The 12,009-nt window shown below is 40.8% G+C and carries 11 protein-coding genes and 1 pseudogene; 5 read left to right on the top strand and 7 right to left on the bottom strand.

Going from position 1 to position 12,009, the window contains the following annotated elements; all coding sequences use genetic code 11:
* Positions 1–37: 37 nt before the first annotated feature.
* Entirely contained in the window at positions 38–451 is a 414-nt protein-coding gene (locus FSB73_RS12805; protein ID WP_146782787.1) for a BrxA/BrxB family bacilliredoxin, read from the bottom strand.
* 323 nt (positions 452–774) lie between these two features.
* Between FSB73_RS12805 and FSB73_RS12800 the strand changes: the two genes are divergently transcribed.
* Complete coding sequence (locus FSB73_RS12800; RefSeq protein ID WP_146782784.1) at positions 775–1,203, top strand: Hsp20/alpha crystallin family protein; 429 nt, start codon at positions 775–777, stop codon at positions 1,201–1,203.
* 142 nt (positions 1,204–1,345) lie between these two features.
* Here FSB73_RS12800 and FSB73_RS12795 read toward each other — a convergent pair whose 3' ends face one another.
* On the bottom strand, positions 1,346–2,338 hold the full coding sequence (locus tag FSB73_RS12795; protein ID WP_146782781.1) for a GlxA family transcriptional regulator: 993 nt from the start codon (positions 2,336–2,338) through the stop codon (positions 1,346–1,348).
* A 207-nt stretch (positions 2,339–2,545) separates the two neighbouring features.
* Here FSB73_RS12795 and FSB73_RS12790 point away from each other — a divergent pair, with 207 nt between their 5' ends.
* Entirely contained in the window at positions 2,546–2,998 is a 453-nt protein-coding gene (locus tag FSB73_RS12790) for a VOC family protein (protein ID WP_146782778.1), read from the top strand.
* A 75-nt stretch (positions 2,999–3,073) separates the two neighbouring features.
* Positions 3,074–3,538, top strand: coding sequence for a VOC family protein (locus FSB73_RS12785; RefSeq protein ID WP_146782775.1), 465 nt, complete (start codon positions 3,074–3,076; stop codon positions 3,536–3,538).
* Between the two features lie 115 nt (positions 3,539–3,653).
* Here the strand turns inward: FSB73_RS12785 and FSB73_RS12780 are convergent, their stop codons facing one another.
* Together FSB73_RS12780 and FSB73_RS12775 are read right to left on the bottom strand one after the other, a co-directional pair.
* Positions 3,654–4,097 carry a hypothetical protein gene (locus FSB73_RS12780; RefSeq protein ID WP_146782772.1) on the bottom strand — a complete coding sequence of 148 codons (444 nt, stop codon included), beginning with the start codon at positions 4,095–4,097 and terminating at the stop codon, positions 3,654–3,656.
* Positions 4,069–5,295 (bottom strand): AAA family ATPase, encoded by a 1,227-nt coding sequence (locus FSB73_RS12775; RefSeq protein ID WP_158639534.1) that lies wholly within the window; start codon positions 5,293–5,295, stop codon positions 4,069–4,071. Before FSB73_RS12775 ends, FSB73_RS12780 begins: the two co-directional genes overlap by 29 nt.
* An 860-nt stretch (positions 5,296–6,155) precedes the next feature.
* Here FSB73_RS12775 and FSB73_RS23295 point away from each other — a divergent pair.
* Positions 6,156–6,878, top strand: a complete 723-nt coding sequence (locus FSB73_RS23295; RefSeq protein WP_158639533.1) for a carboxypeptidase-like regulatory domain-containing protein — start codon at positions 6,156–6,158, stop codon at positions 6,876–6,878.
* Positions 6,879–7,003: 125 nt separating this feature from the next.
* Positions 7,004–8,902, top strand: a complete 1,899-nt coding sequence (locus FSB73_RS12770) for an outer membrane beta-barrel protein (RefSeq protein ID WP_158639532.1) — start codon at positions 7,004–7,006, stop codon at positions 8,900–8,902.
* Positions 8,903–8,906: 4 nt separating this feature from the next.
* Here the strand turns inward: FSB73_RS12770 and FSB73_RS24945 are convergent, their stop codons facing one another.
* The 3 genes and pseudogenes from FSB73_RS24945 to FSB73_RS12755 form a co-directional block, all read right to left on the bottom strand.
* A complete protein-coding gene (locus FSB73_RS24945; RefSeq protein ID WP_449371701.1) occupies positions 8,907–9,440 on the bottom strand; it encodes a DEAD/DEAH box helicase in 534 nt (177 codons plus the stop codon).
* Between the two features lie 120 nt (positions 9,441–9,560).
* Positions 9,561–10,546: pseudogene (locus FSB73_RS24940) on the bottom strand (DEAD/DEAH box helicase); the annotation flags it as partial.
* A gap of 833 nt (positions 10,547–11,379) precedes the next feature.
* A complete protein-coding gene (locus FSB73_RS12755; RefSeq protein ID WP_146782758.1) occupies positions 11,380–11,868 on the bottom strand; it encodes a hypothetical protein in 489 nt (162 codons plus the stop codon).
* Positions 11,869–12,009 lie beyond the last annotated feature (141 nt).

Raw genomic sequence — 12,009 nt, 5'->3', positions numbered from 1 at the left:
AGCCCCACCCAAAATATCTTTCAAATGCCATTAGGTCTTAGCAATTTTCTTCAAATGCCTGCATTAAGGCACCGGCGATCAATTGAGCTGAACGGCCTTCGATCATGTGTCTTTCTATAAAATTCACCAACTTACCGTCTTTAAATAAGGCAATTGAAGGTGAAGAGGGCGGATAAGGCAATAAGAATTCCCTTAATCTGTTGACAGCAGCACCGTCAAATCCAGCAAATGAAGTGGCCAGATTATCGGGCTTTTTCTCTGAATTCTGTACAGCCATCAGTACACCTGGACGGGCACTTCCTGCTGAGCAGCCACATACAGAATTAATAACGATCAGTGTAGTACCGGGACGCTGCAAGGCAGCATCTACAGATTGCGGGGTCGTTAAATCTTCAAAACCGTAATCAGTCAACTCCGCCTTCATCGGCATTACTATTTCTTCAGGATACATAGTAAATGTTTTTGTTTTTATGAACCACAAAGATACAAATTTATCCATGCTCCTATGGTTATTGCCCCGTTTCCAATTGTAAACGCATCAACTGATTAAAGTAGACTGCATAAATGCGCCATTATGTCACTGCGAATATTAAATATATGCCATATTGGCGTACATATATATATTCATACTGCCTTTTCGGCCTAAAAAAGACTATTTTTTCGCCTGGTATGCCATTTGAAACCCTATTATTGAATTTAAAAATAAAAATACGGATTTAAGAACATTACCAGCTAATGGTAAAATCAATTATTCACTTTAAAAATTAAAAACATATGTCAACCTTAGTTAAAAGAAATTACGGAACCTTGAATAACTTATTCGAAGAAGTATTTGGCGGTTTCCCTGCAACAAATTTTTCAAAAGAACTACATGTTCCAGCTGTCAATGTAAAAGAAAACAAGGAAGCTTTCCAATTGGAAGTGGCCGCTCCAGGTCTTGAAAAAAAGGACTTTAAATTAAATGTGGAGGATAACTTGCTCACGATTTCTTATGAAAAGCAAACTGCTACTGAAGAAAAGAGCGAGGACACTAAGATCCACCGTCAGGAGTTCACTACCAGAAGCTTCAAAAGAACTTTTACCCTGGATGAAAAAATCGATGCAGACAAAATTTTGGCTAAATATGAGAATGGTATTTTAAGTGTGACACTTCCTAAAAAAGAAGAGGTAAAAATCACGCCTAAAGCCATTGAAATTCTCTAATAGTCATGGAACAACCAACATGAAATAACTTTGTTTAATGCTTCGGCTCGCCGGCTGAAGACATCCCACAGCTTTCCAGCTTAGTGGGATTTTTTTTGACCATACCTTAGGCAGCCCTTCCTTATTATCCTACCCCGGTCTTCTAATTTACAGCAGCGGTTTCTGGGGTCAGGTTTCTGAACTTATTTTTATAGGCCAATGGGGAGAGGCCTGTTATTTTTTTAAACATTTGTCGGAAGGTTTTCTGATCAATATACCCAACATCAAACATTACCTCATTGACATTTTTTTCTTTTTGCTCCAAATGCTGCTTCGCCACCTCTATTTTCACTCGTTGAATATATTCCAAAACTGTATTATTGGTGGCTTTTTTAAATCTTCTCTCAAAGCTCCTTCGGCCGACAGCCACCATATCGCATAACTGATCTACTGAAAGCTTATCGCCAAAATGCGTTTCAATATAATCCTGGGCAATTCTTACTTGCTGATCGTCATGGTCTTTCTGTCCCCTAAATACAGTAAAAGGAAGTTGTGTACTGCGGTCAATTTCAATGGCAAATACTTTGGCACATAAAAGGGCCATTTGCCTGCCCGCATATTTTTCAATCAGATATAAAATGAGATTCAGATATGAAAATGCGCCGCCGCTGCAATAAATCCCTTTGTCATCAGTAATCACCTTTTCAGTCACCAAATCAGCAGTAGGATAACGCTGCATAAATTCATCTGTTGCCAGCCAATGTGTTGCACACTTTCGACCTGCCAACAGGCCTGTTTCAGCGAGCAAAAAGGCTCCCAGGCAAAGACTGGCAACTTCTGCTCCTGCCTCATATTGAGCTTTAATCCAGGGGACAAAAGCACTGTTTATGCGGACAGCCTCACTAAGATCTCCATCAATGGCCGGAATAATAATCAAATCTGTCGTTGTGACTTCACTTAGTAAATGCGTCGCATTCACTGTAAACAGGCCTCCGCTGACTTTAGTGTCATACTGCATTCCAACTAATTGAACATCAAATAGTGGTGCTTGTCCGCTTTGCAGACAAAACCCATTAACCTGGGTAAATAACTGCCTGGTACCTTCCAGGCTACCAAGGATCGCTCTTTCAGGAACAAGGATGGAGATGCGCTTCATAGATTAAAGATAATAATTACGTCGCAATCACCCCCCTTTTTTGCCGTACAATCATACTAAAAGTTTGTTTTTAAGGTTATAACTTTGTTATGGAAACATTTGGGCTACCCCACTCTATCCGATTTCCTCGGCACACAAAATCACCGTCTAAAATAATAAGCCACGGTAGCCGGACAATTCATTCCAAAAACAAATAACTTAAAAATCATGGAAACACTTACAATCAACCCCTATTTGATCTTTGATGGTAACGCTACGCAGGCATTTGAGTTTTACCAATCCGTTTTTGGTGGCGAATTTAGTTTTAAGATGAAAGCATCTGAAAGCCCTGCTCAAGGTGATCAAAAATTAGATCCAGCGGAAAATGATAAGCTCATGCATATCTGTCTTCCGCTACCAGGAGGTCAGATGCTGCAGGCATCTGATATGATTCGTTCCTATTGCAACGGCGAAACCTATTCTTTTAACCAAGGCAACACACAATTTATTGCCATTAGAACAGAAAGCGAAGCTGATGCCAAAGAAATATTCACCAGACTTTCCAAAGAAGCAAAAATCCAGGTGGATATGCAACCCATGTTCTGGGGCGATCTTTTTGGTCAACTCACTGATCAGTTCGGTGTTCAGTGGATGATCAGCTGTCAATTGAAAAAACCATAAATAAAGCTGACAGAGTAATGGGTATTAATCGGAACAGTCAGTATCAAAGTTTTATAATCAATTAAAAAAAACATTATGCGAACATCTGAAATTTGTTTATGGTTTGATGGCAACGCTGAAGAGGCCATTGCCTATTACGGGGAGATTATCAAAGAACTGAAAGTCATCAGTAAGTTTTATACTGAAATTGCACCACCCAGACAGGGCAGTCAAGTACCGCTTACCATCGAATTTGAAATGGCTGGAATAAGATATATGGCACTTAATGGTGGGAATGCATTTAAATTCACACCGGCTATTTCTATTATGCTCCTTTGTGAAACACAACAGCAAATAGATACCGCGTGGGAGCATCTGGCAAAAGATGGCCAGACAATGCAATGTGGATGGCTAACCGATAAGTTCGGGATTTCCTGGCAAATCGTTCCAGCCGAGTTTAGCCAGTGGCTGCTAAGTAAGGAACCGGGGAAATCAGACAGGGTTATGCAGGCTATGATGCAGATGGTCAAACTGGATCTGGAGACGCTTAAGAATGCATAAAAAAGCATCAAATGTGCAAAACAAGGTTTTCCGTTCTGTAAAAATTTCAACCACAAGCAAACATATTAACCTAAGTTGAAGTGCCCGCCCCAGTACCTAAGCCACTTTCTGGAATTTAAGTCCCTCTTTTTCTAGATTTCCAGAATTTATGGTATTGATCGAGAAAAACTATATTGAAAATATGGTCAGTAAAATATCCAATAACACACTCCTTACCTTGAATATGCATTGAGCACCAGGCAATGTCTGGTGCAATATGTTTAGGATGATAAAAATCACTATCAGGCGGAAAGGTTCCCTTTGGATATTCTTTAATAATTTGCTGCCTAGTCGCTTCCTGTCTAGTCAGACTGCAGACCATTTGAAGCTTTGTTATTGCAAGAGAAAGTAATTCGTCCTTTTCCCACTGCTCAAAAGTTTGACCTTGCGTATTTTCAAAATCTTTCAGACTTAAAACTATATATGGTTTGCCAACATCCTCTCGAATTTCTAAGCCCTTATTTTCCCTTTCAATGTGTCCACTCCTTTCTTTAAACTTCCCCTGCCTCCCTTTTTTCATATAGCATTTTTTTCAATTGTTCATCTTTTTCAAAATAAGGAACAGCTCCATATTTGCCTTCCATATAATTCTTATCAAAGGCTGTTTTATTCCTTACTTTATCGGTTTTAAAATCTCCTAATGAATATAATTGTGTCGCCCCAAACTGGTTTTTCTCTACAAACCATATCTGATCCCTCCTGAAGGTGTCTTTATTCAATAAAGAGATGTCATGAACAGCACAAATAAGTTGTGCACCGTTCAAGTTAAAAAAATGAAACAGATTAAGCAATCTCAAAGTAAGATGCGGATGAAACCTTGAATCCAGCTCATCAACAACTAATATTCTCCCATTTCTCAATGTATCATAGCATGGACCTAAAAGGTACAACAATTTTTTAGTTCCTTCTGACTCTTGAAGGTCAAAATTAAAAGGCACCGTATCAACCAGGACGTTATGTTCATCAAATTTTCTATGATAGGTAACTAATTTTTCACTTGAAGTAAGGGTGTGAAAATTTGAGAGAATTTTATTGACCAATTCGCCATCATCCTTACCTTGATTTTTCTTAAGCTCAAGCTCCTTTAACGCTCTATCATTAGATATATTAGAAATCTCTAAAAACTTTAAAAAGTGCAGCGCCCAATTAAAAAACTGCTTGTCACTGCTTAACTTTTCTAATGTATATCGTTTATGGCCTCCATCATGAACCCCGTTTACAAAATTAAAATCATCAAACCAGGCAATAATTCTATTAGAGATGTTTGATTTTTCGTAAAAAGATAGAAAGGACAAAAATAACACATTCTCTTTTACGTCTTCTTCCTTACCAAGTCCTTCTTTAAAGGCTGACTTATTGATTTCAAATTTTTGTCCGTCTCTTCTAAATAAATAAACCTCCTTGCTGGTCGTATGAAAAAGCCATTCGGCTACGACGCTATCATAATCCAGTTCAAAACCATAACGATACCTTGTCCCATTTTGAATAAATAAAATTTCAAAGAAACTACTCTCCTTTTCAGATTTAGAATTTAATGCAAATTTCTTCAAAGGAAATTTCTTATCCTTATTGCCATTTAATGCCTCTTTAAAAGAATTCAAAACCATAGACTTCATGAATCCCATCGCCTCCAGAAGGTTACTTTTTCCACTGGCATTATTACCATAAATAATTGTTGATTTCAATAACCTAAAATCAACTTTCTCCGGCTGAATCAAATTGGACAGTTCATGTTCCTTAAAAGATTTGGCAGCGACCATGGAAAGTGTCGTCAGATCTTTGAAGGAAAGAAAATTCTCAACATTGAACTCGATTAACATACTTATTCCTTTGATTTGATAATACGCAAATATACATCAAAATTACATATTTGCACTTTTTTTTCATTTTTTAATTTATAAAGCCAATTTTTCCCGATTATAAATAGAATAAAGACTAGTATCATAGCCTTTCTGCCTTCAAAATATATTCTGCGTGACAATCAAAATATTAATCTTCAATTTTGACTATTTAAAAACCCGGATGATCAAATCTGCTTTAAATTGCCCCTATCATTAAACCTTTCTGTATTTCAACGATCTAACAGCAGGCTTAAGCGTCGTCGTCCTGTCTTTGCGGCATGGACCTCGTTCAGTTACATTTATTTTCAGAAATTTTCAAACAGTAGACACAAAGATTGATTCTGGGGCGCTTTCCCCTGAATTTCTGCGTGCACATCTGTCTAGTTAGCTGTAAATTATAGGGAATTATCTCTAAATGGGTCCTTTATTTATAACTGTAATTAATCTATACATAAAGCAAGTTTCTATGTTGTCATTTCAACAGATAATAAATCGTATAAGATTATCTCATAATAATAATGATGAAGAGATAAAATACGTGCACCAAGTATGGAGTTTATCACTTCCTCAGAGATTACTGCCTATTCAGCACAAAAAAACTTTATCACCTGCTCATAAAATACCATATTAACCGCTTTTAAGTAAATATGCATCATTATTTCCACGTACATTCTATTTTAAAGTATATCAATAGGTTTTTCTTTCGCCCTTACGCCCGCTATTATGGGTTGTGCTTCATGTCGCTGCTTATTTTGTCCGTGACCGGGCTGAAGGCACAGCAAAACAGTCATCAAACGCAGGAGGTAATGATAGGCATACTCAAGGATTCCAATAAAACAGCCATCTACGGAGCGACGCTTAAACTGATGAAAGCCAGTGATACAGCCAAGGTTAAATATCAAATTTCCGACAGTCTGGGTCATTTTTCATTTACCGGCATAACACCAGATACCTATATACTGGATATTCAATCCCAGAACTTTGTTCGATTGCAAAAATACCTTTCTATTGATAATGAGCAGGACACTTTAAATATTGGCACATTACTGCTGGCCGATCATTACAACGATATGGACGTGGTATCTGTCACCGCAGTGAGGCCGGTCACCATGAACGGTGACACGACCGAATTTAATGCCGATGCCTATAAAGTTAAGCCAGATGCCACTGCTGGCGATTTACTCAATAAAATGTCTGGAATAGAGGTAGACAAAGACGGCAATGTGCAGTCCGACGGCCAGGCCGTTCCCAAGGTATATGTCAACGGTAAACCTTTCTTTGGGGACAATCCCGCTATGGCCATCAAAAATCTACCGGCGGATGCCATTAAAAAATTCAGGTTTATGACGCGCAGACCGATCAGAGTAAATTCACGGGTTTTGATGATGGAGAAAGGATTCGCACTATCAATATTGTTACCCGACGTAAATTTAAGGGCTTATTCGGCAAGCCTTCCATAGCCATTGGCAGCCGGGCAGCCAACCTTAAAACACCATTATACCGTATTGACGGGAAGGCTTTCCTGTATGGCCCAGATAAACAGATTTCTTTTATTGCCAAGGCCGATAACACCAGGGGTTCCAGAGTGGGCAAAAGCCACGGTTCTACCTATGGCCTTAATTACCGCAATAAAGTGGGACAAAAATCCAAGGTAACGGCCAGTTACACCCTGAACAAAAATGCCGGTAACCAATCTTCCAAATCCTGGCGCCAGGACCTTTACACCAACGACACCGTTTTTAATAAGAACTCAGTACGCGGTTCCTGGAACAGCCAGGTAAACCATAAATTCACGCTAGACTGGGAGACCAAATTCGATTCTACCAATGAGCTGTATATCCGGCCTAGATATAGTTTTGGCAGCGACCATAGTACAAACAGCTCCACCACCACTATTGACAGCGCCTATCTGGATAATGTTGTGCATAAAAATAAAACGGAGAACAGCGGAAGATCAGATGGCAGTCAGCACAATTTCAGCGTAGCGACCACCTATAACCACCGGTTCAAAAAACGGGGCCGGTCCATATCCCTGGATGTGAACATAGGCCATAACAGCAATGATCGCACCCGCCTTAGCAATACTGATCTGTACGATTTTGTAGCAGATAGCCTGGATGCGACCCGGCGTCAGTTCATAAATACTTCCGCCAATAGCTCATATAGGGCCAATCTGGATTATACAGAACCTTTGGGGCTGCACCATATGCTACAGCTGGAATTAAATGGCGCCTATTCCCAAAGTGAATCCAACCAGCAGACCTATAATTATGATGAGGCGACTGGCGGGTATACAGATATTGATTCTACCCTAACCAATTTATACGGTAATACCTATAGGTCTACCCGTTCTACTCTCAGTTACCGCTACCATGATGAACATGTCAGGTTCAGTGTAGGATCCGGAACGCAGTGGGGTAAAGTTTCCAGCCTGAACCACACGAAACATACCGATATCCACCAGGATTATGTCAACCTATATCCTTCTGCCAGCTTTACTTACCGGTTCAGTAAATGGCGTCGACTCAGGATGCGGTATTCAGGCAGAACCAGCCAACCCAGTGTGGGTCAGATGCAACCCATTGTAGACAATTCTAATCCTTTGTATATCCGGGCCGGTAATCCGGATCTGAAGCAAAGGTTCAACCACAATGCGTTTATTGAATACCGAAATCGTGACAGTGCCACTGGTCGTTCCTTTTATGGAAAACTCGATATGGAGATCGCTAATAACAGTGTGGTAAACTCAGTAAAGAGACTGGATAATGGTGGTCAGTATTCTATGCCGGTCAATATCAACGGAAATTATCAGTTAAGTGCCTATTTAGGCTTTGGTCTGCCCATTCGTTGGATCCCCTCTAATCTTGATTTGCAGACCAGGATCAACCAACAACATATGGTGAGTCTGATTGATGCGGTTAAAAACTACACGACCAAGGTTTCCTTCTCTGAGACCTTCCGGTGGCGCTCTAATTTTGAAAAATCCCTAGATATCAATTTCACCACAAGACCTTCCTATAACCTGACCAGTTATTCAGTTAGTCGCTCTACCAATGGTAACTATTTTGACCAGGTATTCTCCTTTGACGGCACCTGGTATAGTGAATCCGGTTGGGAATCTTCCGCAGGTTGCCATTATACCTTATATGCTGGTCTGCCTAAGGAGCAGCAAAACAACAGTACCATCGTTAACTTATCTGTCTCCAAATCTTTCGCCAACAAATCCGCCAAACTTACCTTTTCGGTAACAGACCTGCTCAATCAGAGTAATGGGCTTGATTTTGTCCGCTCTGATAATTTCATTCAACAAACCCAAAATGATGTATTTAAACGCTATTTCCTACTGACGTTCTCCTATAATCTGAAGAACCTGCATCTAAATCTTAGCGGCAAAAAAGATAGTGGTGATCATAGCGAAAAAAGTAACGACTCCCAACATGAACGCCCTGAGCATAAACGAGGAGGACGCCACTGGGAGTCTTAATTATTCACCAGCTATTACGAGGATATAGCATAACGCAAGCCGAGTATGCTTTAGCTAAACAGATATTCCAGTTCCTCCTCCGTAATTTGTTTGACAAATCCTTCTTCTGCTGTGATGAGTTCATCGGAGAGCATTTTCTTTTCTGTTGGATAGCCAGTATTTTTTCCTCAATGGTGTCCTTGCAAATCATCCGGTAGGCAAAGACATGACTTTGCTGTCCGATCCGGTGTGTACGGTCAATAGCCTGTTGTTCCACCGCATTATTCCACCAGGGATCCACTAAAAAGACATATTGTGCAGCCGTCAGGTTAAGGCCGGCATTTCCGGCTTTCAGGCTGATAAGGAAGACGGTTTTATCATCTCCCTCACTTTGAAATTTACTGACCATCTCATGACGCAGTGGCGTAGGGGTGCTACCATCAAAATGATAATAATCGATACCGTTTTCAAGGCAGGCATGGGCGATCAGGTGTAGCATACCGGTAAACTGAGAGAATACCAGGGCCTTGGCGCCTTCTTCTTTAATGCCTTTCAGCATATCGATCAGGTAATCTACTTTTATGGATTCCTGACAATCCTCATCTGTCGTATCTTTCAGTAGTTTTGGGGCATTGCAGATCTGGCGAAGCCTTTGCAATCCCTGAATGATGCTGAGTCTGGCTCTGCCTAGTCCTTCATTTTTAATATCTAAAAATACGCTGTCCCTGATTTCTAGCTTTGCCTGTTCGTAGAAAAAACGCTGCCCTTCATTCATCTCACACCAGAGTGTTGATTCTGTTCTGTCCGGCAGATCTTTAGCTACCTGGGATTTAGTACGCCGAAGAATAAAAGGGCTGGTAATGGCACGTAACGCTTCCATTTTCTCCAGGTCCCCTTCCCTGTCAATGGGCGTTACATATTCATTATTAAAAAAGCTTTTGGTGCCTAGCAGACCCGGCAGGACAAAATTGAGCTGGGCGTATAGATCAAAAGTATTATTCATGACCGGTGTTCCGCTAAGGGCAATTTTATGCATGGCCCGGATCATACCAACCGATTTGGTGATACTGGCAGCAGTATTTTGATATTATGGCTCTCGTCAATAATAGCGACCTGCCATATGTGCGTTGAGAGCTTTTCTATATCCTGACGGACAGTGTTATAACTGGCAACGAGTAAATCCTGGTCACCAGCCCAAAAGGCCTCAAAATCTCTTGTGGGACCTCTATAGACGCAGGTCTTTCTGGAAGGCAGGTATTTATTCATTTCCTGCTCCCAGTTGTGCAGCAAAGAAGCCGGACAGATAACAATGCTTTTGGCCTCGGGGTTCAGTTCCCACTGTCTGGCCAGAAAGCAAATAGTCTGCAGGGTCTTGCCCAGCCCCATATCGTCGGCCAGGCAGGCACCTGCCTGCATTTCAGATAGCAACAGCATCCACTCATACCCTTTTTGCTGATAAGGCCTTAAGGTTGCTTGCACCGCTACAGGTACAGGATAGATATTTTCACTGCTCTCTTGCCATTTTTGCCAATTGACGCGCCAATTATCCGGTAATATACCCGCCGCGATTAATTTGGCATCCTCTTTTTTGTTTTGAACCTCCCAAAATAGCCAGCTAGGTAATAATAAACGGTCCTTTTCAATTTGGGCATGCTTGATAAACATACCATACTGCTGTTGCCACTGCTCAGGAAACACGGCAATGCTATCGTCTTTGAGCAATACATTGTGTTGACCTGCGAGCAGCATTTTCTGGATGGTTAATGCAGGAATCTTTTCCTTGTCAAAATATACTTTAAGTTCCAAAAGCACACTAGGGCCCTTACTACTGACCAGCTTCATGGTCGTGGCCGGCTCATGCGGGCTATATTTGAAATTACTTAGTCGGTCAAGTCCCGTAATAGTAACATTTGAATCCAGCAGGTTCCTATAAGCTTTTAAAAACCACTGTCTTTTTCTGGCTTCTGTAAAGGACAGATAATAAAAGCCTCTTTTGACCTGGGCCGGAAAACCGGGATGTAGGCTCTGGACATAACTTAAAAAAGCAGATTCCACTTCCTGATCTCTGTAAACCTTATAGGTCACTCCTTTATGGTTAACCTCCTGAACAGGTACATAGGCATCTTCCACCATCAAATTATCATAACTCCAACGGGGCATAAATACCAGAAAAGCATCATTGAGTTCAGAGAGTTGAATGCTGCACTGCGCCGTGGCTTTTATCTCTTTTATTTCAAAAAAGCCATTTTTGACGACTTGATACCCCCAGTCGCGTTCCAGTTTATGCAGGATCTTTTGGGAAAAAGCCGCTTCGGTGAGATTTTTTGGCTCTGCCTCCATCTCACGCAGCCACTTAAGGGTTTTATAATCTTTATATTGCAAAAACAGCCAGGTACTGCTTGTCTTTGCATTACTCAACTTGCCTGCTACCTTTTGCGTGCTGATCTGGACCATAAATTCAAAATGGTCTTGCGGTAAAAGCGGTTTGGCATCGTCCTCTAATTTAATATAAGGAATGGCGTGATAAAGTCCTTTTTCTTGCACCAGCTCAAAGTGGAGCGCAACATGATTATTTTGATCTCGCAGACCTGCAATCTTTTATTACCTGTGGCAGGATCCTGGACCCAGTGGTAATGCATGAGTAAATGGTGGATCCTGGCAAACCTTTCTACCTGTTCATAGGTATGTTTACTAATCTGCTCAGCCACCATCTTCTCTACGCCAGGATCACCCCCTGACTTTTTGACCATGAGTGCTGCTGCGCCAATTTTCATCTGGTTCGCTTCACGACCAATGGATTCTAAAAAATCATTATAGGTGACCGAGAATCCTGCTCTAAGGTTTTTAATATTTTTCTTATTGATTTCCCCTTTTTTGTAAGTGGTGACTTTGCCATTTGTTGCAATGGACAAAAAAGAAAAATAACCATTATTTTTTTGCAAGTTTTCCGGCTCCCATAATAGAGCCAGCTCTAATTTTCCACTCATACTTTCTGTTACCTGTAATTCTTTTTCAGTAAGCTTTTGCCTGCAATTCACTGCCTTATTACTACAGCGAAAATACGGTATAAAAATCAAAAGAGGATAGGCTCCTGCCTTGGGGTACTGGGGCGCCTATCCTCTCTTGGG

It is taken from the genome of Arachidicoccus ginsenosidivorans (genome assembly GCF_007971385.1).
Classification (GTDB): domain Bacteria; phylum Bacteroidota; class Bacteroidia; order Chitinophagales; family Chitinophagaceae; genus Arachidicoccus; species Arachidicoccus ginsenosidivorans.
The sequence above is the reverse complement of the archived record's forward strand: the minus strand, read 5'-3'. Positions and strand labels throughout refer to the sequence as shown.